Consider the following 22,099-nt stretch of genomic DNA (forward strand, 5'->3'; position numbering starts at 1 on the left):
TGGAACCGTGTACTGCTGAAGGATGAGACCGCCCCTGAGGAGGGCCGCCCGGCCGGCTCGGACAACGGGCCCTCAGCCCGCCCGGTGCACCACCGCGTCGCACAGCTCCTGCAGCGCCGTCTTCGCCGTGCACTCCGGCAGCGGCGCCAGCGTCGCGCGGGCCTCCTGGGCGTACCGGACCGTGTCGCGCCGGGCCTGTTCGAGGGCGGGGTGGGCACGCAGTCCGGCCAGCGCCTCGGCGTGCCGGGCGTCGTCGGTGAGGTCCTGCGCCAGGAGGTCGGCCAGCGCGCGGTCGGCGTCGGTCGCGGTGTCCGAGGCGGCGAGCGCCCGGAGGTGCAGGACCGGCAGTGTCGGGATGCCTTCGCGCAGGTCGGTGCCGGGGGTCTTGCCGGACTCGTGGGAGTCGCTGGCGATGTCCAGTACGTCGTCGGCGAGCTGGAAGGCGGTGCCCAGGCGTTCGCCGTACTGCGTGAGGATGTCGACGGTGGCCTCGTCGGCGCCGGACATCATCGCGCCGAAGCGGCCCGCGACGGCGATCAGCGAGCCGGTCTTGCCCGCGATCACGTCGAGGTAATGCTCGATCGGGTCGCGGCCGTCGCGCGGCCCCGCGGTCTCCAGGATCTGGCCGGTGACCAGGCGTTCGAACGCCTCGGCCTGGATGCGGACCGCCTCCGGGCCCAGGTCGGCCAGGATGTGCGAGGCGCGCGCGAAGAGGAAGTCACCGGTCAGGACGGCGACGGAGTTGCCCCAGCGGGCGTTCGCGCTGGCCACCCCGCGGCGTACGTCGGCCTCGTCCATGACGTCGTCGTGGTACAGCGTCGCCAGGTGCGTCAGCTCCACGACCACGGCCGAGGGGATGATGCCGGGCGCGTGCGGGTCGCCGAACTGGGCCGCCAGCGTCACCAGCAGCGGCCGGAAGCGCTTGCCACCTGCGCGGACGAGGTGCTGTGCGGCGTCGGTGATGAACGGCACGTCGCTCTTGGTGGCCTCCAGCAGGCCCTCCTCGACAGCCGCCAACCCGGCCTGGACATCGGCCTCAAGAGCCTGGTCCCGCACGCTCAGCCCGAAGGGCCCGACGACGGTCACGAGGGTTACTCCTGTCTGCTGACGATCAAACGGATTGTCGATCTGTCGCTGTCTCCACCATTGGCCAGCGTATCCGGTCCCAGTTCGATCACCGTGAGCGCCTGCCCGTCTCCCCCGTCCCGGCGGCCGACGGGCCGCCCCGCACCCGGCCCGGTATGTTCTTGATCACCCGACGTCATGGGTTTTGCACTCGGAGGAACGGACAGCAGAAGCAAGTTGATTCCCGCCGGCCCCAGGAGCCACACTCGTGTCCGGACCACCGCACCCCAGCGACGACCGTTCCTTCCTCGGCCACCCACGAGGACTGCTGACGCTCTCGGGCCTGGAGGTCTGGGAACGGTTCTCCTTCCTCGGCATGCAGGCCATCCTGGTCCTGTACTTCGCCGATCAGGTCGCGCACGGCGGTCTGGGCATGGCCGAGAACACCGCGGCGTCCGTCACCGCCGCCTACGGCACCCTGGTCTACCTCGTCTCGGTCGCCGGCGGCTGGCTCGCGGACCGGATGCTCGGCTCCTACCGCGCCGTCCTGTGGGGCGGCGTCCTCATCGCCTGCGGCCACTACTGCATGGCCGTGCCCACCGCGGCCATGACGTGGGTGGGCCTGGGCCTGATCATCGCCGGTACGGGCCTGCTGAAGCCGAACGTCTCGACCATGGTCGGCAAGCTCTACGCCACCGAGGACGAGCGCCGGGACGCCGGCTTCGCGCTGTACTACATGGGCATCAACATCGGCGCCTTCCTCGCGCCGCTGGTCATCGGCTGGCTGGGCCAGAAGCAGGGCTGGCACTGGGGCTTCTCCGCCGCCGCGGTCGGCATGACGCTGGGCCTGATCCAGTACGTCGCGGGGCGCAAGGGGCTCGCGGGCCGCAAGCACAGCGCCGAGTACGCCCTGCCGCAGGCGGCGATGCGCCGCGCGACCTGGCTGATCGCCGGCGGCTGCGTGCTGGTCGCCGTCGTCGCCACGGCCCTCACGCCGACCGGGTGGCTGACCCTGGACCGCACCGTGGACGTCCTGACGGTGCTCTCGGTGCTCGCGCCCGTCGCCTACTTCGTGGTGATGTTCCGCAGCCCGCGGGTCGGTACCGAGGAGCGCGGCCGGCTCCGCCCGTACCTCGTGCTCTTCGCCGCGTCGGTGGTCTTCAACTTCGTCCTCTTCCAGTCGTACTCGACCATGACGCTGTTGGCCGCCAGCCATGCGGACACCGCGATCCTCGGCTGGGAGTTCCCTTCCACCTGGTACAACTCGGTGCTCGGCGGTGCCGAGGTGCTGCTCGCGCCGGTCGTCGCGGCCGTCTGGGTCAAGCTCGGCAGGCGCCAGCCGCACGCCTCCCACAAGATCGCGTACGGCGTGCTCCTGGGCGGCCTGTCCTTCCTCGTCATGGTCCCCGCCACGCACGGGCAGAGCGGCGACTGGAAGATGGCCGCCTGGTGGATCCTGCTCTCCTACGTGCTGCTCGGCCTCGGCGACATCCTGCTGGAGACCACCGGCATGTCCGCGACGACCAAGCTGGCGCCCGCCGCCTTCGCCAGCCAGACGATGACCCTGTGGTTCCTCTCGCTCGCCCTGGCCAACGGCATCCAGGCGCAGGCCGTGAAGTTCTTCGGCGAGATCCCCAACGACCTGTACTTCGGTCTCAACGGCGCCTTCGCGGTCGTCGTGGGCCTCGCGGTGATCGCCGCGGGCCCGTGGCTGCGCCGCACCATGCACCCCGTCCACTAACGCTCATTGGACCTGCCCCCATGCACATCCGGACCGACCTCCCGCACCGGACGTTCCAGGAGGACGTCCGCATCCCCCTCCCGGACGGCACCCAGCTCTACGCCCGCATCTGGCGCCCGTACGGCACGGAGCCCGTCCCCGCCCTGCTCGAATACCTGCCCTACCGGCTCAGCGACTGGACCGCGCCGCGCGACGCCCAGCGCCACCCGTACTACGCGGGCCACGGCTACGCCTCCGTACGCGTCGACGTCCGCGGCCACGGCAACTCCGAGGGGCTGCCGACCGACGAGTACTCCGAGACCGAGCTCGCCGACGGCGTCGCCGTCATCGAGTGGCTGGCCTCGCAGCCCTGGTGCTCCGGGAAGGTCGGCATGTTCGGCATCTCCTGGGGCGGCTTCAACAGCCTCCAGCTCGCGGCGCGCGCACCCGAGGCGCTGAAGGCGATCGTCACGGTCTGCTCGGCCGACGACCGGTTCGACAACGACGTGCACTACACCGGCGGGTCGCTGCTCGCCGTCGACATGCATGCCTGGGCCGCCACGATGCTCGCCTTCGTCTCCCGGCCGCCGGACCCGGCGCAGGTCGGCGACGGCTGGCGCAAGCAGTGGACGGACCGCCTCGAAGCGGTCGACCCGTTCCTCCACACCTGGCTGGGCCATCAGTCCCGGGACGCGTACTGGCGGCACGGCAGCGTCTGCGAGGACTACTCGGCGATCAAGGCGGCGGTGCTCGCCGTCGGCGGCTGGCACGACCCGTACCGCGACACCGTCCTGCGGCTGGTCGAACACCTCGACGCGCCCGTACGCGGTCTCATCGGGCCCTGGTCGCACCAGTACCCCGACCGCGGCCTGCCGCCCGGCCCCGCGATCGGCTTCCTCCAGGAGACCCTGCGCTGGTGGGACCACTACCTCAAGGGCGAGGACACCGGCGTCGAGGACGACCCGCTGCTGCGCTCCTGGATCAGCGAGTCGCACCCGCCGGCCACCGTCTACGACGAGCTGCCGGGCCGCTGGGTCGCCGATCCGGCCTGGCCGTCCCCGCACGTGACGCCGACGGCGTACGCCCTGCCCGGCGACCGGCCGCTGCTGGTCCGCTCCCCGCAGCACACCGGCGTCGACGCGGGCCGCTACTTCCCGTTCGGCAACGACGCCGACCTGCCGCCGGACCAGCGTGAGGAGGACGGCCGCTCGGTCTGCTTCGACCTGCCGGAGCTGACCGAGCGGGTGGAGATCCTGGGCCGCCCCCGGGTGACCCTGCGGCTGACCTCCGAGGTGCCGCGCGGCCAGGTCATCGCCCGCATCTGCGACGTGGCCCCCGACGGCTCGTCCACGCTGGTCACCCGCGGCGTGCTCAACCTGCTCACGCGGCACGGCCGGGACCGGGCCGTGGAGTGGATGCCGGGCACGACGGAGGACGTGACCTTCGAGCTGAACGGCATCGGACACGCCTTCCCCGCCGGGCACCGCATCCGCGTCGCGCTCTCCTCCGCGTACTGGCCGTGGATCTGGCCGCACGCGGGCAGCGAGGCGGGCTGGACCGTCGACCCGGCCGCCAGCACGGTCGAACTGCCGGTCCGCACCCCGCGCGCCGACGAACCGGAGATCACCTTCGCGGAGCCCGAACAGTCCGAGCCGCTGGGCGTGGTCTTCCCCGACGGCGGCGACCAGCGCCCCGAGCGCAAGGTGATCCGGGACGTCGCGGCGGGCACCTGGACGCTGGAGGTGGACCCCCGGTACGGCGGCACCCGGATCTACCCGGACGGGCTGGAGTTCACCGAGGACGCGCTGGAGACGTACCGCATCGACAGCGCCGACCCGGAGAGCGCGGCGACCCGGTCGGACTGGTCGATCCGGCTGCACCGGCCGGAGCTCGGCTGGGACGCCCGCGTCGAGACCCGCTCGGAGATCACCACGGACGGCGGCGACTTCGTCACGCGCAACGAGGTCGTGTGCCACGACGGCGAGGAAGAGATCTTCCGCCGCAGCTGGGAGCGCCGCATTCCCCGCACGGCGGTGTGAGCCCGAAGAGCGGGCGGGCCTCGTACGGCAGCAAGTGCCGTACGAGGCCCGCCCGCTCAGGGGCGCGGGGAACCGCGCGACCAGCCACCTGCGGCCCGCAGCCGCCGGCTCATGGAAGCCGCCCCACGGAAGCCGCCCCGGCGGAGCGTTACCGCTTGCCGGCCAGCGAGGCGGCCAACCGCGGGGAGGCGAACTCCGTGCCGCACACGAAGCGCATCACCGGGCCGTAGCTGGCCGCCGCCGGCAGCCCCGTGAAGTACAGGCCCGGCACGGACGACTCGAAACCGGCACCCAGCCGCGGCCCGCCCGCGCCCACCGCCAGCTCCGTCCGCAGCCCCTGCCCCAGGAAGTCCAGCGCGCCCAGGTCGACGCGGTAGCCGGTGGCCGCCAGCACGTGGTCGGCGGCCAGCTCACCGCCGTACCCGTCGTCGCCGCGCAGCGACAGCACGGGGCGGCCGTCCTCCACCCGGGCCCGCACGATCCGCCGCCCGGCGCTCACCTGCACCCGGCCCACGAACCGGTCCCGCAGCCACCATGCGCCCAGCGGCCCCAGCACCCGCTTGACCAGGAACTTTCGGGCCGGCGCCGGCAGATGGCGGAAGCCGTCCGCGTGGTACGAGAAGGCGTACAGCGACCAGGCGTTGCCGAACGGGGTCTCGGGGCGCAGCTTCGGCTGCCGGTCCGGCGGCGCGCCGAAGCCGACGGCCTGCCGGCCCCGGGCCAGCACCCGCACCGAGGCGCCGGCCTCCGCGAGCAGCACCGCGCTCTCCAGCGCCGACTGCCCGGCGCCCACGACCACGACCTCCCGGCCGGCGAAGCCGGACAGGTCGGCGTGCTGTGAGCTGTGCGAGATGGGCCCAGTGGGGGACGGTCCATCCGGTACCGCGTCGGCCAGCTCCGCGGGGACGTGTGCGAAGCCGGTGAGTCCCGTGGCCACGACCACCGCACGGGCGCTGAACTGCTCGCCGCTGTCCAGCTTCAGCTCGAAGCCGTCGCGCTGCCGGTCGACGGAGACCACCCGGACCTCCTCCAGGTCCGGCACCAGCCGCTGCTGGAACCACTGCCCGTACCGTACGAAGGTCTCCACCGGGATGATGTCCCAGTCCGACTCGTACCGCCGCTCCCCCGCGGCCGCGCAGTAGTCGACGAGCGTGTGGCCGGGCTGCGGGGTGTCGATGCTGGACGCCGCCGGCGTGGACTTGAGCAGCATCCCGGCCGGCATGTGCTCGCTCCAGCTCACCATCGGGCGGCCGAAGGTCCGTACGGGTATGCCGCGTGCGCGGAGATGAGCGGCGGTGGACAGGCCGAAGGGGCCTGCACCGATGACTGCTACCGGAGTGTTCACTCGGGTTTCCCTCCCCAGGGTGCTGCTGATGCGTCGTGCTGTGTACTGCGTGCCGGACACGGCCCGGGGCCGCGCTGCCCGGCAGCCGTGTGCGGTGGAATCGGAGCGGCGGCCCTGCGGTCCGGCGGGGCGCCGCGGGGCGTCAGCGGTCGTGGTGCCGGCCCGCCCGGCCGCGCCACATCTGCCAGAGGTGCTTGGCGCCCGGGCGGACGAACCGCGCGAGCATCGTGAAGAACGGCTTCATGTCGTCCGCGGCCAGCCAGGCCAGCTCCGTGCTCGCCGGGCGGTCCGGCACGTGCGGCGTGGTGTAGCCGCTGCGGCGGTAGGCCAGCCAGGCGGGCAGGTCGATGTTCTCCACGACGAAGCGGTGGCCGTCGCGCTGTTCGGCCTCGGGCACCGCGCGTCCGGTCAGGTCCAGGTGCTGGGCGCGGACCACGTCCACCCCGGCCTCGTTCTCGAAGAGCCGGAACTGCGCGCCCATCCGCGGATTGAAGTCCAGCAGCTTGTAGCGGCGGTCCCGGCGGTCGTAGCGCCAGTCCAGGTCGACGATGCCGCTGAAGCCGATGCGCTTGACGAACTGCGCCGACATCTCGGCGAGTTCGGGGTTGCCCACGACGTACGCGCAGGCGGTCATCCCGGCGTGCGGCGGCCAGGAGCGGACCTTCACCCCGGTGAACATCGTCAGTGCCGCGCTGTCCGCGTCGAAGTACGCGTGCACGATCCAGTCCTCGGCGTCCTCGCGCGGGAGGTACTCCTGGAGGATCACGCCGGGGCGCGGGCCCCAGTCCTTGGCGAGGTGCCGGAGGTGAGCGGCGTCCGCGATGCGCGTGGTGCCGTTCACGGCGGGCCGGCTGCGGCGCTGGAAGGCCTCGCGGTTCTTGGCGACGACCGGGAAGCGGGCGTGCTCGGCGAAGTCCTCGATGTCCGCCTGTGTCTGCGGGAAGACCGCCCGGGGGGACGGGATGCCGTGTTCGGTGCACAGCTCGTGCAGGCCCTGCTTGCTGGCCACTCTGCGGGACAGCCCGGGGGGCGTGCGCGGGAAGAGGAAGCGGTCGCCCAGGACGCCGGCGTGCTCGGCGATCAGTACGGCGGCCTCCTCGTCGGTCGGCACGAGGACGGCCGGCCGGCCGATCCGGCGGCCGATCCGCAGCAGGCCGTCGACCAGCCGCTCCGGGTTCTCCCGGCCGGTGGTCGGCCAGACGAACCGGCCGTGGAGGTACCGCGACGCCGCCGCCGGCGTGTATCTGTCCTCCGTGATCGCGTACATGGGCACGCCCAGCCGTCCCAGGCTGCGGATCGCCCCCACCCCGCCGTGGTGCAGCGGATAATCACCGATTTTCACAATCAGCCCTGGCACGGTCCGGTCGACCGTGAACCGCGTGCTGGCATGAGCCACGTGTCCCCCCTACGGCCACAGCCCCACCCCGGCCGCGCCTCGTAAGGACGCTAGAACCCCAGTGGGCAGCCCGCCAATCCATTTCCGGACATTGCCAACTCTTTAGGTACGTCTCGGAAAGGTGGTGCCAAATGGGTACGTGTGGCGGGGTGGACCGGAGGCATACCGCGGGGCCGCTGGGGCGGTTGTCATGCGCGTGACTGCTAGCCTCTCGAATCCTGTCCCACAACGGAGGAGACGTACGTGCGCAAGGCAGCGCAGATCGCCGGGGCGGCCGCCATCGCCGCGCTGTTGCTCAGCGGTTGCGGCAGCAGCGGGGGCGGCAAGGAGAGCACGCCGAGCCCGTCGGCATCGGCGGGCGGCGCGGACAAGGCCGCGACCGGCATCGACGGTGCCTGGCAGGCGAAGTCCGCGAACGGCACGGTCACCACCCTCGCCATCATCGGCGAGTCGGCGACCCTGTCCGCCGGCCGGACCGCCTGCCAGGGCAAGGTCCAGGACATGGGCACCACCATGCTCGCGCTGAAGTGCAGCGACGGCGACGACACCCGTTCGATGGGCAACGTGCAGCAGAACGGTGAGAAGCTGACCGTCAGCTGGGAGAACGGCCCCACGGAGGAGTTCACCAAGGCCGAGGGCAAGGTGGAGATCCCGAAGCCGGACCTGCCGACCGGCGCCAACTGAGCGTCTTCCCCGAGGAGATCAACGTGCGCAAGGGCATTCAGTCCGCAGCGGCGGCCGCGGTGGCCGCGGTACTGCTCGCCGGATGCGGCGGCAGCGACGACGGCGGTGGCGGGAAGGGTACGGAGTCGCCGTCGCCGTCCGCCTCGTCAGCCGCTCCGACGCCCGGCGGCGAGGATGGCGGGGTCACCGTGGCGGCCCTGGAGGGCGGCTGGACCACCGACGCGTCGCACGCCGACAAGGGCCTGATGATCCTGTCCATCTCGGGCCACAAGGCGGTGCTGATCGGCAAGGAGTCCTGCGGCGGCAAGGTCGTCGACGGCACGCCGCTGAAGCTCGCCTTCCAGTGCGCGGACGGCGACTCCGAGCACACCGGGGGCACGGTGAAGAGCCTGACGGGCAAGAAGCTCACCGTCACCTGGACCTCCGGCAAGGAGGACGTCTTCATCCGTACCGAAGGCACGACGGACCTCCCGTCCATCGATCCCTCGTCGCTCGACGGCTTCCGGCAGAACAGCTGACCTGCCCTGCCGTCCTGCATACGTACGCCGCTGCCCGGCCCTCCTCACGGGAGCGCCGGGCAGCGGCGTACGTACCGGAACCGGCCGTCAGCGGACGAACACGCCCGCCTGCCCCGCCAGGTCGAGGAAGTACTGCGGCGCCAGCCCCAGCACCAGGGTCACGACCACGCCGACCGCGATGGCCGTCATGGTCAGCGGGCTGGGCACCGCCACCGTCGGGCCGTCCGCCTTCGGCTCGTTGAAGAACATCAGGACGATCACCCGGATGTAGAAGAACGCGGCGATCGCGGACGAGAGCACGCCGATCACGACCAGCCAGCCAGCGCCGCTCTCCGCCGCCGCCTTGAACACCGCGAACTTGCCCGCGAAACCCGAGGTCAGCGGGATACCGGCGAAGGCCAGCAGGAACACCGCGAAGACCGCGGCCACCAGCGGCGACCGCCGGCCCAGCCCCGCCCACTTGGCCAGCTGGGTCGCCTCGCCGCCCGCGTCCCGCACCAGCGTGACCACCGCGAACGCGCCGAGCGTCACGAAGGAGTACGCGAGCAGGTAGAAGAGGACCGAGGAGATGCCGTCCTCGCTGGCGGCGATCACACCGGCCAGGATGAACCCGGCATGCGCGATGGAGGAGTACGCCAGCAGCCGCTTCACATCGGTCTGGGTGACCGCGATCACCGCACCGGCCAGCATCGTCAGGATCGCCACGCCCCACATCACCGGGCGCCAGTCCCAGCGCAGGCCCGGCAGCGCGACGTACAGCAGCCGCAGCAGCGCGCCGAACGCGGCGACCTTCGTGGCGGCGGCCATGAAGCCGGTCACCGGAGTGGGCGCGCCCTGGTACACGTCCGGCGTCCACATGTGGAACGGCACGGCGCCGACCTTGAACAGCAGGCCCATGACCACCAGCGCGCCGCCGATCAGCAGCAGCGCGTCGTTGCCCATGGTGTCGGCGAGCGCCGGGTCGATCTGCTTGGCGCCGTCGCTGACCACCTCGGCGATGCCCGCGTACGTCACCGTGCCCGCGTAGCCGTACAGCAGGGCGACGCCGAACAGCAGGAACGCCGAGGAGAACGCGCCGAGCAGGAAGTACTTCACCGCCGACTCCTGCGAGAGCAGCCGCTGGCGGCGGGCCAGCGCGCACAGGATGTACAGCGGGAGGGAGAAGACCTCCAGCGCGATGAAGAGCGTCAGCAGGTCGTTGGCCGACGGGAAGACCAGCATGCCGCCGATCGCGAAGAGGGCGAGCGGGAAGACCTCGGTCGTGGTGAACCCGGCCTTCATGGCCGCCTTCTCGGCCTCGCCGCCGGGCACCGCCGCGCCCTGGGGCGCGAAGGAGTCCACCGGCCGGCCGTGCGCCGCGGGGTCGAGCCGGCGCTCGGCGAAGGTGAAGACCGCGACCAGCGAGACCAGCAGGATCGTGCCCTGCAGGAAGAGTGCCGGGCCGTCCACCGCGAGCGCGCCCATCGCGGCGACATGTGCCTTCGTCGTGCCGAAGCCGCCCGCCGCGAGGCCGATGACCGCGGCGAACGCGGCGGCCAGCGCCACCACCGTCAGCAGCACCTGCGCGTGGTACCGGCCGCGGCGCGCCCAGAATGCCTCGATCACCACGCCGAGCACCGCCGCGCCGAGCACGATGAGGGTGGGCGCCAGCTGGGCGTACTCGATGTGCGGCGCCGGGATCCGCCCCGGGCCGTCGGGGGCGAAGGGGGAGCCGGCCGCCCCTTCCGCCATCGTCCACAGACTGTGGACCGCTGCCACGGATGTCACTTCGCGGCCTCCGCATCTCGATCGGTACCGGCCTCACGCGGCTCGGCGTTGACCCGGACGTCGGGCTTGGGGTCCTGCTGGTCCACGACGGACAGGGTGTGGTCCACCGCGGGGTTCACCAGGTCGGTCAGCGGCTTCGGGTAGACGCCGAGGAAGAGCAGCAGCGCGATCAGCGGCGCCACCACCACCAGTTCCCGGGCCTTGAGGTCGGGCATGCCCCGCACCTCGGCCTTGACCGGCCCGGTCATCGTGCGCTGGTAGAGCACGAGGACGTACAGCGCGGCCAGCACGATGCCCGCCGTGGCGATGATGCCGATGACGGGATACCGGCTGAACGTGCCGACCAGGACCAGGAACTCGCTGACGAACGGCGCGAGGCCGGGCAGCGAGAGGGTGGCGAGGCCGCCGATCAGGAACGTGCCGGCCAGCACCGGGGCGACCTTCTGCACACCGCCGTAGTCACCGATGATCCGGGAGCCGCGGCGGGAGATCAGGAAGCCGGCGACCAGCATCAGCGCGGCGGTGGAGATGCCGTGGTTGACCATGTAGAGCGTCGCGCCGCCCTGGCCCTGGCTCGTCATCGCGAAGATGCCCAGGATGATGAAGCCGAAATGGGAGATGGAGGCGTACGCGACCAGGCGCTTGATGTCCTTCTGGGCGACCGCGAGCAGCGCGCCGTACAGAATGCTGACCAGCGCCAGTACGAGGATCACCGGCGTCGCCCACTTGCTGGCCTCGGGGAAGAGCTGGAGGCAGAAGCGGAGCATCGCGAACGTGCCGACCTTGTCGACCACCGCGGTGATCAGCACGGCGACCGGTGCGGTGGACTCGCCCATGGCGCCCGGCAGCCAGGTGTGCAGCGGCCACAGCGGCGCCTTCACCGCGAAGGCGAAGAAGAAGCCGAGGAAGAGCAGCCGCTCCGTGGTCGCGCCCATGGTCAGCTCGCCGGCCGCGCGGGCCTCGACGATCTGCTGGAGCGAGAAGGTGCCCGTGCCGATCTGGTCGGCGGTGACGGCGTACAGGCCGATCACCGCGGCCAGCATGATCAGACCGCCGGCGAGGTTGTACAGCAGGAACTTCACCGCGGCGGACGAACGCCGGGCCGCGCTCTCCGTCGCGCCCTGGCCGTCGGCCCGGTCCCCGAAGCCGCCGATGAGGAAGTACATCGGGATGAGCATGGCTTCGAAGAAGATGTAGAAGACGAAGACGTCGGTGGCCTCGAAAGAGATGATCACCATCGCCTCGACGGCGAGGATCAGCGCGAAGAAGCCCTGGGTCGGGCGCCAGCGCTTGGTGGTCTCCTTCTCCAGCGCGTCCGCGTCGTGCCAGCCCGCGAGGATCACGAACGGGATCAGCAGCGCGGTCAGCGCGATCAGCGCGACCGCGATGCCGTCCACGCCGAGCTCGTACCGGACACCGAAGTCGGCGATCCAGGCGTACGACTCGGTGAGCTGGAACGGGCCCTTGGCGCCGGGATCGAAGCGGACCGCGATCACCAGTGCCAGCGCCAGCGTGGCCAGTGAGAAGAGCAGGGCCAGCCACTTGGCGGCGGTGCGCTTCGCGGCGGGCACCGCGGCCGTGGCGACCGCGCCGATCGCCGGCACTGCCGCGGCGGCCGTCAGCAGGGGAAACGACATGGCTCAGACACCCCTCATCAGCAGGGTCGCGAAGACCAGCACCGCGGCGCCGCCCAGCATCTGGAGGGCGTAGGAGCGGACGTAACCGGTCTGCAGGCGGCGCAGCCGGCCGGAGAGACCGCCGACCGACACCGCGGTGCCGTTGACCGCGCCGTCGACGACGCTCTCGTCGATCCGGACCAGCGCCCGGGTCAGTTCCGCACCGCCGCGGACCAGTACGACGTGGTTGAAGTCGTCCTGGAGCAGGTCGCGGCGGGCGGCGCGGGTGAGGAACGAGCCGCGCGGCGCGACGGCCGGGACGGGCTTGCGGCCGTACTGCAGCCAGGCGAGGCCGACACCGATCAGCAGCACCACGATCGTCGAGCCGGTCACCGCCGCGGCGCTGAGCGGGGAGTGGCCGTGCTCGAAGGCGGTGACCGGCTCGAGCCAGTGCACGAACGCCTCGTTGATGCTGAACAGGCCGCCCGCGAAGACCGACCCGAAGGCCAGCACGATCATCGGGATCGTCATGGACTTCGGCGACTCGTGCGGGTGCGGCGGCGTGTACTCGCCACGCGTCTCGGCGGCGGGCTCCACGCTCGGCTGGTCCGGCGACGGGGTCGGGGCCTTGCGCCAGCGCTCCTCGCCGAAGAACGTCATCAGCATCACGCGCGTCATGTAGAACGCGGTGATCCCGGCACCCAGCAGGGTGGCCGTGCCCAGGATCCAGCCCTGGGCACCGCCGCTGGCGAACGCCGCCTCGATGATCTTGTCCTTGGAGAAGAAGCCGGACAGGCCGGGGAAGCCGATGATGGCGAGGTAGCCGAGGCCGAACGTCACGAAGGTGACCGGCATGTACTTCCGCAGGCCGCCGTAGCGGCGCATGTCCACCTCGTCGTTCATCCCGTGCATCACGGAACCGGCGCCGAGGAAGAGGCCCGCCTTGAAGAAGCCGTGGGTGACCAGGTGCATGATGGCGAAGGCGTACCCGATCGGCCCCAGCCCCGCCGCGAGGATCATGTACCCGATCTGCGACATGGTCGAGCCCGCGAGGGCCTTCTTGATGTCGTCCTTCGCGCAACCGACGATCGCACCGAAGAGCAGCGTGACCGCGCCGACCGCGACCACGGCCGTCTGCGCATCGGGCGCGGCATTGAAGATCGCGCCGGAGCGGGTGATCAGGTAGACCCCCGCGGTGACCATGGTGGCGGCGTGGATCAGGGCCGAGACCGGGGTCGGGCCCTCCATCGCGTCACCGAGCCAGGACTGCAGCGGCACCTGGGCCGACTTGCCGCAGGCGGCCAGCAGCAGCATCAGCCCGATGGCGGTGAGCATGCCCTCGCTCGTCTGGCTCGCCGCGCCCAGCACCGGCCCGAAGGCGAACGTCCCGAAGGTGGTGAACATCAGCATGATCGCGATGGACAGGCCGACGTCACCGACACGGTTGACGAGGAACGCCTTCTTGGCGGCCGTCGCCGCGCTCGGCTTGTGCTGCCAGAACCCGATGAGGAGGTACGAGGCGAGGCCGACGCCCTCCCAGCCGACGTACAGCAGGAGGTAGTTGTCGGCGAGGACGAGCAGCAGCATCGCCGCGAGGAAGAGGTTCAGATAGCCGAAGAAGCGGCGGCGCCGCTCGTCGTGCTCCATGTAGCCGATCGAGTAGAGGTGGATCAGCGATCCGACACCGGTGATCAGCAGGACGAAGGTCATCGACAACTGGTCGAGCTGGAAGGCGATGTCGGCCTGGAAGCCGCCCACCGGGATCCAGCTGAAGAGGTGCTGGTGCAGGGCGCGGTCCTCGGCGCCCCTGCCCAGCATGTCGGTGAACAGCACCAGGCCGATGACGAACGACACCACCGCGAGCAGGGTGCCGAGCCAGTGGCCCGTACGGTCCAGGCGTTTGCCGCCGCAGAGCAGCACGGCCGCACCGACCAGTGGTGCCCCGACGAGCAGCGCGATCAGAGATTCCACGAGTGCGACCCCTTACAGCTTCATCAGGCTGGCGTCGTCGACCGAGGCCGTATGGCGGGTACGGAAGATCGTGACGATGATCGCCAGGCCGACCACGACCTCGGCCGCGGCGACGACCATCGTGAAGAACGCGATGATCTGGCCGTCCAGATTTCCGTGCAGCCGCGAGAAGGCCACGAAGGCGAGGTTGCAGGCGTTCAGCATCAGCTCGACGCACATGAAGAGCACGATGGCGTTCCGCCTGATCAGCACCCCGGCCGCGCCGATGGTGAAGAGCAGCGCCGCCAGATAGAGGTAGTTGACCGGGTTCATCGCGTGGCCTCCTCGCCGCGCTCCAGTGCCTGCTCGCCCCTCTTCGGGTCCTCACCGCGCTCCAGCCACTCCGAGGAGCGCCGCTCCAGCGCCGCCAGCTCGGCCAGCGACTCCCCGGAGACGTCCCGGATCTGGCCCCGCTTGCGCAGGGTCGGATTGACGGTGAGCTCGGAGGGGGTGCCGTCGGGCAGCAGGCCTGGCACGTCGACCGCGTTGTGGCGGGCGTACACACCCGGTGCCGGCAGCGGCGTGACCTGGGTGCCTTCGCGTACCCGGCGCTCGGCCTGCTCGCGCTGGGTCTTGGCCCGCTCGGTGCGCTCCTTGTGCGTCAGCACCATCGCACCGACCGCCGCGGTGATCAGCAGCGCGCCGGTGATCTCGAAGGCGAAGACGTACTTGGTGAAGATGAGCGCCGCCAGGCCCTGGACGTTCCCGCCGGCGTTGGCCTCGGCCAGGCCGTTGAAGTGGCGCACCGAGGCGTTGCCGAGGCCGGCGATCAGCAGGATGCCGAAGCCGAGCCCGGCGCCGGCCGCCAGCCAGCGCTGCCCCTTGAGCGTCTCCTTGAGGGAGTCCGCCGCGGTCACGCCGACCAGCATGACCACGAAGAGGAAGAGCATCATGATCGCGCCGGTGTAGACGACGACCTGGACGATGCCGAGGAAGTACGCGCCGTTGGCGAGGTAGAAGACCGCCAGGATGATCATGGTGCCGGCGAGCGAGAGGGCGCTGTGCACCGCCCGCTTCATCAGGACCGTGGCGAGCGCGCCGATGACGGCGACCGTGCCGAGGATCCAGAACTGCACGGCCTCGCCGGTGGAGGTGGCCGAGGCCGCGGCCAGCAGCGTGCTGCTCATGCCTCCACCCCCGTACCCGCGGGGCGCTCACCGGCGGGGGCGGGGGTCTCGGGGAGCCCCGCCGGACACTCGCCCTTGCTGACCGCCACCTGCCGCTCCGTGCCCGGCGCGGCCTCGGTCACCAGGCCGTTGTAGTAGTCCTTCTCCGTCATCCCGGGAAAGATCGCGTGCGGGCTGTCGACCATGCCCTCCTCCAGCCCCGCGAGCAGCTCCTCCTTGGTGTAGATGAGGGACTCGCGGGTGCGGTCGGCGAGCTCGTACTCGTTCGTCATCGTGAGCGCCCGGGTGGGGCACGCCTCGACGCACAGGCCGCAGAGGATGCAGCGGAGGTAGTTGATCTGGTAGACGCGGCCGTACCGCTCGCCGGGCGAGTACCGCTCCTCGTCGGTGTTGTCCGCGCCCTCCACGTAGATGGCGTCGGCCGGGCAGGCCCAGGCGCAGAGCTCGCAGCCCACGCACTTCTCCAGGCCGTCCGGATGGCGGTTGAGCTGGTGCCGGCCGTGGAAACGAGGCGCGGTCGGCTTCTTCTCCTCCGGGTACTGCTCGGTGAGCCGCTTCTTGAACATGGCCTTGAAGGTCACGCCGAAGCCGGCCACCGGATTCTGGAAGTCAGACACCACTGGCCCCCTTTCCGCGGTCGTTCCCGTTTTCGTCACTGTCAGTATTCACGCCGCCACTGACAATCAGCTCGCGATCTTGGTGCCGCGGCCGCCGCCGTGGCACCGGCGGCAGGCTCTGGCCGGGCAGGGGCGGTACGGGGAAACCGCCCGCCATCGCGTCGAAGGGCTCCTCGGCGAGGGGCTTCTCCTCCTCCTTCTCGCCCTTGCGGAAGAAGTCCGCGACGAGGGAGATCAGCAGCAGGGCCACCGCGGCGCCGCCGACGTACAGCACGATCCGCTGGAAGTCGTAGCCCTCGTTGCGCAGCGCCCGCACGGTCGCGACCAGCATCAGCCAGACCATCGAGACCGGGATCAGGACCTTCCAGCCCAGCTTCATGAACTGGTCGTAGCGGACGCGTGGGAGCGTGCCGCGCAGCCAGATGAAGAAGAACAGCAGCAGCTGGATCTTGATGGTGAACCAGAGCAGCGGCCACCAGCCGTGGTTCGCGCCCTCCCAGAAGGTGCTGATCGGCCAGGGGGCGCGCCAGCCGCCGAGGAAGAGGGTGACCGCGACCGCCGAGACGGTGACCATGTTGACGTACTCGGCGAGCATGAACATCGCGAACTTGATGGAGGAGTACTCGGTGTTGAAGCCGCCGACCAGGTCGCCTTCGGACTCCGGCATGTCGAACGGCGCGCGGTTGGTCTCGCCGACCATCGCCACGATGTAGATCAGGAAGGAGACCGGCAGCAGCGCGACGTACCAGGTGCTCTGCTGTCCGTCGACGATCGCCGAGGTGGACATCGAGCCGGAGTAGAGGAACACCGACGCGAAGGCCATGCCCATCGCGATCTCGTAGCTGATCATCTGGGCGCACGAGCGGAGCCCGCCGAGCAGCGGGTACGTCGAGCCCGAGGACCAGCCCGCGAGCACGATGCCGTAGATGCCGACCGAGGCCGTGGCGAGGATGTAGAGGATGCCGATCGGCAGGTCGGTGAGCTGCATCGGGGTGCGGTGCCCGAAGATCGAGACCTGGTTGTCGGCCGGGCCGAACGGGATGACGGCGAACGCCATGAACGCCGGGATGGCCGCGACGATCGGGGCGAGGACGTACACCGCCTTGTCGGCCCGCTTGACGACCAGGTCTTCCTTGAGCATCAGCTTCACGCCGTCGGCGAGGGACTGGAGCATGCCCCAGGGACCGTGCCGGTTGGGCCCGATGCGCAGCTGCATCCAGGCGACGACCTTGCGCTCCCAGACGATCGAGAAGAGCACGGTCAGCATCAGGAACGCGAAGCAGAAGACCGCCTTGATGACCACCAGCCACCACGGGTCACGCCCGAAGACGCTCAGGTCCTCGGCGGCCAGCGCGACGCGGTCCGCGACGGGCGCCAGCTGTTCCACCGCGAGGTTCATCATTCCGCCACCTCCGTGCCGGCCGCCGGGGCCGCCGGGCCCGTGGTCTTCGCGGCGACCGTCACCAGGTCACCGGGGTTGGCTCCGGTGTCGTGCGGGACGCCGCCGCCCTGGGAGTTGAGCGGCAGCCACACCACCCGGTCGGGCATCTCGCTGACCTGGAGGGGGAACGTCACCGCGCCGTACGGCCCGGTGACCTGTACCTCCGCACCGTCCTTGAGGCCCGCCTCGGCGGCGGTGGCGGCGGACATCCGGGCCACCGCCGCGTGCCGGGTGCCGGCCAGCGCGGGGTCGCCCTCCTGCAGCCGCCCGAGGTCCAGCAGCAGCCGGTGTCCGGCGAGCACCGCCTCGCCCGCGCCGGGCCGGGGCAGCGCCCGCGCCTCGGTGCCGGCGAGCACGTCACCGGTGGCACGCGGCCCGTCCCAGCCGCCGAGCCGGTCCAGCTCCGCGCGTACGGCGCGCACGTCCGGCAGCGCCAGACCCGGTACGGAGTCGTCCGCCACGGACATCGCGTCCGCGAGCATGTGCAGCACCCGGGCGTCGGGGAGCAGATGGCGGCGCGTCATCTGGTCCGGCTTGAGCGCGGCCTCGAAGGGCCGTGCCCGCCCCTCCCAGTTGAGGAACGTGCCCGCCTTCTCCACCACGGCCGCCACCGGCAGCACCACGTCGGCGCGGCGGGTCACCTCGCTCGGCCGCTGCTCCAGGCTGACCAGGAAGCCGACGGCGTCCAGCGCCTCGACCGCGCGCCGCGGGTCGGGCAGGTCCTCGACCCCGACACCGGCCACCACCAGGGCGTTCAGCTCGCCGGTGGCCGCGGCCTCCAGGATCTGGCCGGTGTCCCGGCCGTGCCGGTGCGGCAGCGCGGCCACGCCCCAGGCGCGGGCGACCTCGTCACGGGCCCGCGGGTCCGTCGCGGGCCGGCCGCCGGGCAGCAGCCCGGGGAGCGCGCCCGCCTCGACGGCGCCCCGCTCGCCGGCCCGGCGCGGGATCCAGACGAGCTGTGCGCCGGTGGCCGAGGCGGCACGTACGGCGGCGGTCAGCGCCCCCGGTACCGCGGCCAGCCGCTCGCCGACGACGATCACCGAGCCCTCGGCCCGCAGCGCCTCGGCCGCGGCCCGGCCCTCACCTTCGAGCCCGACCCCGCCCGCCAGTGCGTCCAGCCACTCCGTCTCCGTGCCGGGCGCGGCCGGCAGCAGCGTGCCGCCCGCCTTGATGAGCCCCCGGGTGGCGTACGAAGCGAGCCCGAAGGTCCGCTGCCCGTTCTTGCGGTGCGCCTTGCGCAGCCTCAGGAAGACGCCGGGTGCCTCCTCCTCGGCCTCGATGCCCGCCAGCAGGACGGCGGGCGCCGCCTCCAGGGAGCGGTGGGTGACTCCCGCCCCGTCCAGGTCGCGGCCGGAGCCCGCCACTCGTGCGGCGAGGAAGTCGGCCTCCTCGGAGCTGTGCGCCCGGGCCCGGAAGTCGATGTCGTGGGTGTCCAGGACGGTCCGGGCGAACTTGGCGTACGCGTAGGAGTCCTCGACGGTGAGCCGGCCGCCGGTCAGCACCCCGGCCCGGCCGCGTGCCGCGAGCAGCCCGCGTGCCGCGGCCTCCAGCGCCTCGGGCCAGCTGGCCGGGGTCAGTTCACCGGAGGACGCGTCCCGGACGAGCGGCGTCTCCAGCCGGTCGGGCAGCTGCCCGTACCGGAAGGCGAACCGCCCCTTGTCGCAGATCCACTCCTCGTTGACCTCGGGGTCGTCGGCGGCGAGCCGCCGCATGACCTTGCCGCGCCGGTGGTCCGTACGCGTCGCGCAGCCGCCCGCGCAGTGCTCGCACACGGACGGCGAGGAGACCAGGTCGAAGGGGCGGGAGCGGAAGCGGTACGCCGCCGAGGTGAGCGCGCCGACCGGGCAGATCTGGATGGTGTTGCCGGAGAAGTACGACTCGAACGGGTCGCCCTCGCCCGTACCGACCTGCTGGAGCGCGCCGCGCTCGATCAGCTCGATCATCGGGTCGCCGGCGATCTGGTTCGAGAAGCGGGTGCAGCGGGCGCACAGCACGCAGCGCTCACGGTCCAGCAGCACCTGCTTCGAGATCGGCACCGGCTTCTCGTAGGTGCGCTTCTTGCCCTCGAAGCGCGTGTCGGCCTGTCCGGCGGACATGGCCTGGTTCTGCAGCGGGCACTCACCGCCCTTGTCGCAGACCGGGCAGTCCAGCGGGTGGTTGATCAGCAGCAGTTCCATGACGCCGCGCTGGGCCTTGTCGGCGACCGGCGAGGTGAGCTGGGACTTCACGACCATGCCGTCGGTGCAGGTGATCGTGCAGGACGCCATGGGCTTGCGCTGGCCCTCGACCTCGACGATGCACTGGCGGCAGGCGCCGGCCGGGTCGAGCAGCGGATGGTCGCAGAAGCGCGGGATCTCGATGCCGAGCATCTCGGCGGCCCGGATGACCAGGGTGCCCTTGGGCACGCTGATCTCGATGCCGTCGATGGTCAGCGTGACGAGGTCTTCGGGCGGGACCGCCGCCTCGCCGCCCCCGGAGGGCGCGTTGTTAGTGGTCACTGTCATGCGTTCACCTCCAGGTGCGCATCGGCCCAAGCGGTGGACCTGGCCGGATCGAAGGGGCAGCCCTTGCCGGTGACGTGCTGCTCGTACTCCGCGCGGAAGTACTTGAGCGAGGAGAAGATCGGGGAGGCGGCGCCGTCACCGAGGGCGCAGAAGGACTTGCCGTTGATGTTGTCGGCGATGTCGTTCAGCTTGTCGAGGTCTTCCATGCGGCCCTGGCCTGCCTCGATGTCGCGCAGCAGCTGGACGAGCCAGTACGTGCCTTCACGGCAGGGCGTGCACTTACCGCACGATTCATGCGCATAAAACTCTGTCCAGCGCGTCACGGCCCGTACGACGCAGGTCGTCTCGTCGAAGCACTGGAGGGCCTTGGTGCCGAGCATCGAGCCGGCCGCGCCGACGCCCTCGTAGTCCAGCGGGACGTCCAGGTGCTCGTCGGTGAACATCGGCGTCGAGGAGCCGCCGGGGGTCCAGAACTTCAGGCGGTGGCCCGGCCGGATGCCGCCGCTCATGTCGAGCAGCTGGCGCAGCGTGATGCCCAAGGGGGCTTCGTACTGGCCGGGGTTGGTGACGTGGCCGCTGAGCGAGTAGAGCGTGAAGCCCGGGGACTTCTCGCTGCCCATGGAGCGGAACCACTCCTTGCCCCGGTTCATGAGGGCGGGAACCGACGCGATGGACTCGACGTTGTTCACGACGGTGGGGCAGGCGTAGAGGCCGGCCACGGCGGGGAAGGGGGGACGCAGCCGGGGCTGTCCGCGACGGCCCTCCAGGGAGTCCAGCAGCGCGGTCTCCTCGCCGCAGATGTACGCGCCCGCACCCGCGTGCACGGTGAGTTCGAGGTCCAGACCGGGCCCCAGGGCGTCCTTGCCGAGGTATCCCGCCGCGTAGGCCTCCCGTACGGCCTCGTGCAGCCGCCGCAGGACGGGGACGGTCTCCCCGCGCAGGTAGATGAACGCGTGATGCGACCTGATCGCATGGCAGGCGATGATGATCCCCTCGATGAGGGAATGCGGGTTCGCGAAGAGGAGCGGGATGTCCTTGCAGGTCCCGGGCTCCGACTCGTCGGCGTTGACCACAAGATAGTGCGGCTTGCCGTCGCCCTGCGGGATGAACTGCCACTTCATGCCGGTCGGGAAGCCCGCGCCGCCACGGCCGCGCAGCCCCGCGTCCTTCACGTACGCGATGACGTCGTCCGGGGCCATGGCGAGCGCCTTGCGTGCGCCTTCGTAGCCCTCGTGCCGCCGGTAGGTCTCCAGGGTCCAGGAGTTCGGCTGGTCCCAGAAGGCCGACAGCACGGGGGCGAGCAGCTTCTCCGGGCTGGTCTCGTTGATCTCGGTCGCCAACGTCATCACTCCCCCTCCTCGGCGACAGGTCCGGACGCGATGTCGCCGCGGGGCGGAGCCCCTCCACCCGGGGCGGTGGGGGGAGAAGGGTTGGCCGGATCGGAGGCCGAGGTGTCCCGCGGCGCGTCGTGCGAGCTGGGGTGGGTCGCCGGCGCCTCCCCCGCCGCCCCGGCCGCCGGGGCCTCCTCCGTCGGGTGCGCGCCGTCGCGCGGGGCGACGACGTGGTCGGTGCCGCCCGGCAGCGCCTCGCCCCTGGCGAGCCGGAGCCCGGCCAGCGAGGCGGGGCCCGCGCCGCCGCTCGCCTCGACCGCGCCCTCGCGCCCGTCGGGGAAGCCGGCCAGGATGCGGGCGGTCTCCTTGAACGTGCACAGCGGCGCGCCGCGGGTGGGGGTCACGGGCCGCCCGGCGCGCAGGTCGTCCACGAGCCGCTTGGCGGACTCGGGCGTCTGGTTGTCGAAGAACTCCCAGTTGACCATCACGACGGGCGCGAAGTCGCAGGCGGCGTTGCACTCGATGTGTTCGAGGGTGACCTTGCCGTCGGCGGTGGTCTCGTTGTTGCCGACGCCGAGGTGCTCCTTCAGCTCGTCGAAGATCGCGTCGCCGCCCATGACCGCGCAGAGCGTGTTGGTGCAGACCCCGACCTGGTAGTCGCCGGAGGGCTTGCGGCGGTACATCGTGTAGAAGGTCGAGACCGCGGTGACCTCGGCGGTGGTGAGGTCCAGCATCTCGGCGCAGAAGCGGATGCCCGTACGGGTGACGTGCCCTTCCTCGGACTGGACGAGGTGCAGCAGCGGCAGCAGCGCGGAGCGCGAGCCGGGGTAGCGGGCGATCACCTCCTTGGCGTCCGCTTCGAGCCGGGCCCGTACGTCGGCCGGGTAATCGGGGGCGGGGAGCTGCGGCATCCCCAAAC

The 22,099-nt window shown here is 71.3% G+C and carries 17 protein-coding genes; 4 read left to right on the forward strand and 13 right to left on the reverse strand.

Annotated features, from left to right (window positions below; genetic code table 11):
• Positions 1–72: 72 nt before the first annotated feature.
• Positions 73–1,086, reverse strand: coding sequence for a polyprenyl synthetase family protein (locus AAC944_RS17310; protein ID WP_030620073.1), 1,014 nt, complete (start codon positions 1,084–1,086; stop codon positions 73–75).
• Positions 1,087–1,333: 247 nt separating this feature from the next.
• On the opposite strand from AAC944_RS17310, the gene AAC944_RS17315 reads away from it, so the two are divergent.
• Together AAC944_RS17315 and AAC944_RS17320 are read left to right on the forward strand one after the other, a co-directional pair.
• Positions 1,334–2,806 (forward strand): peptide MFS transporter, encoded by a 1,473-nt coding sequence (locus tag AAC944_RS17315; RefSeq protein WP_030620074.1) that lies wholly within the window; start codon positions 1,334–1,336, stop codon positions 2,804–2,806.
• A gap of 20 nt (positions 2,807–2,826) precedes the next feature.
• On the forward strand, positions 2,827–4,824 hold the full coding sequence (locus AAC944_RS17320; RefSeq protein WP_030620075.1) for a CocE/NonD family hydrolase: 1,998 nt from the start codon (positions 2,827–2,829) through the stop codon (positions 4,822–4,824).
• Between the two features lie 148 nt (positions 4,825–4,972).
• Here AAC944_RS17320 and AAC944_RS17325 read toward each other — a convergent pair whose 3' ends face one another.
• Positions 4,973–6,169 carry an NAD(P)-binding domain-containing protein gene (locus tag AAC944_RS17325; RefSeq protein ID WP_368397219.1) on the reverse strand — a complete coding sequence of 399 codons (1,197 nt, stop codon included), beginning with the start codon at positions 6,167–6,169 and terminating at the stop codon, positions 4,973–4,975.
• A 142-nt stretch (positions 6,170–6,311) separates the two neighbouring features.
• Positions 6,312–7,514 (reverse strand): carboxylate--amine ligase, encoded by a 1,203-nt coding sequence (locus tag AAC944_RS17330; protein WP_368397282.1) that lies wholly within the window; start codon positions 7,512–7,514, stop codon positions 6,312–6,314.
• A gap of 294 nt (positions 7,515–7,808) precedes the next feature.
• On the opposite strand from AAC944_RS17330, the gene AAC944_RS17335 reads away from it, so the two are divergent.
• Both AAC944_RS17335 and AAC944_RS17340 read left to right on the forward strand, forming a co-directional pair.
• Positions 7,809–8,249 carry a hypothetical protein gene (locus AAC944_RS17335; protein ID WP_030620082.1) on the forward strand — a complete coding sequence of 147 codons (441 nt, stop codon included), beginning with the start codon at positions 7,809–7,811 and terminating at the stop codon, positions 8,247–8,249.
• A gap of 23 nt (positions 8,250–8,272) precedes the next feature.
• The gene (locus AAC944_RS17340; protein ID WP_037772837.1) at positions 8,273–8,767 is read left to right on the forward strand and encodes a hypothetical protein; all 495 of its coding nucleotides are present in this window, start codon (positions 8,273–8,275) and stop codon (positions 8,765–8,767) included.
• Between the two features lie 87 nt (positions 8,768–8,854).
• On the opposite strand, the gene nuoN is transcribed toward AAC944_RS17340, so the two are convergent.
• From nuoN to nuoE, 10 genes are read right to left on the reverse strand one after another with little or no spacing between them, the layout of a single operon-like run.
• Positions 8,855–10,498, reverse strand: coding sequence for an NADH-quinone oxidoreductase subunit NuoN (nuoN, locus tag AAC944_RS17345; protein ID WP_078888797.1), 1,644 nt, complete (start codon positions 10,496–10,498; stop codon positions 8,855–8,857).
• Positions 10,499–10,530: 32 nt separating this feature from the next.
• Entirely contained in the window at positions 10,531–12,171 is a 1,641-nt protein-coding gene (locus AAC944_RS17350; protein WP_030620087.1) for an NADH-quinone oxidoreductase subunit M, read from the reverse strand.
• Positions 12,172–12,174: 3 nt separating this feature from the next.
• On the reverse strand, positions 12,175–14,121 hold the full coding sequence (nuoL, locus tag AAC944_RS17355; protein WP_030620090.1) for an NADH-quinone oxidoreductase subunit L: 1,947 nt from the start codon (positions 14,119–14,121) through the stop codon (positions 12,175–12,177).
• Positions 14,122–14,133: 12 nt separating this feature from the next.
• Positions 14,134–14,433 (reverse strand): NADH-quinone oxidoreductase subunit NuoK, encoded by a 300-nt coding sequence (nuoK, locus tag AAC944_RS17360; protein WP_030620092.1) that lies wholly within the window; start codon positions 14,431–14,433, stop codon positions 14,134–14,136.
• Positions 14,430–15,287: an NADH-quinone oxidoreductase subunit J gene (locus AAC944_RS17365; RefSeq protein ID WP_030620093.1), complete on the reverse strand. Its 858-nt coding sequence runs from the start codon at positions 15,285–15,287 to the stop codon at positions 14,430–14,432. Before AAC944_RS17365 ends, nuoK begins: the two co-directional genes overlap by 4 nt.
• Positions 15,284–15,904: an NADH-quinone oxidoreductase subunit NuoI gene (gene nuoI / locus AAC944_RS17370; RefSeq protein ID WP_037772859.1), complete on the reverse strand. Its 621-nt coding sequence runs from the start codon at positions 15,902–15,904 to the stop codon at positions 15,284–15,286. Before nuoI ends, AAC944_RS17365 begins: the two co-directional genes overlap by 4 nt.
• A complete protein-coding gene (gene nuoH / locus AAC944_RS17375; protein WP_107054211.1) occupies positions 15,897–17,303 on the reverse strand; it encodes an NADH-quinone oxidoreductase subunit NuoH in 1,407 nt (468 codons plus the stop codon). Before nuoH ends, nuoI begins: the two co-directional genes overlap by 8 nt.
• Entirely contained in the window at positions 17,303–19,849 is a 2,547-nt protein-coding gene (locus tag AAC944_RS17380) for an NADH-quinone oxidoreductase subunit G (RefSeq protein WP_030620101.1), read from the reverse strand. Before AAC944_RS17380 ends, nuoH begins: the two co-directional genes overlap by 1 nt.
• Positions 19,846–21,195, reverse strand: a complete 1,350-nt coding sequence (gene nuoF / locus AAC944_RS17385; protein WP_030620104.1) for an NADH-quinone oxidoreductase subunit NuoF — start codon at positions 21,193–21,195, stop codon at positions 19,846–19,848. Before nuoF ends, AAC944_RS17380 begins: the two co-directional genes overlap by 4 nt.
• Complete coding sequence (gene nuoE / locus AAC944_RS17390; protein WP_051872115.1) at positions 21,195–22,091, reverse strand: NADH-quinone oxidoreductase subunit NuoE; 897 nt, start codon at positions 22,089–22,091, stop codon at positions 21,195–21,197. Before nuoE ends, nuoF begins: the two co-directional genes overlap by 1 nt.
• Positions 22,092–22,099 lie beyond the last annotated feature (8 nt).

It is taken from the genome of Streptomyces sclerotialus, from assembly GCF_040907265.1.
GTDB classification, from domain to species: domain Bacteria; phylum Actinomycetota; class Actinomycetes; order Streptomycetales; family Streptomycetaceae; genus Streptomyces; species Streptomyces sclerotialus.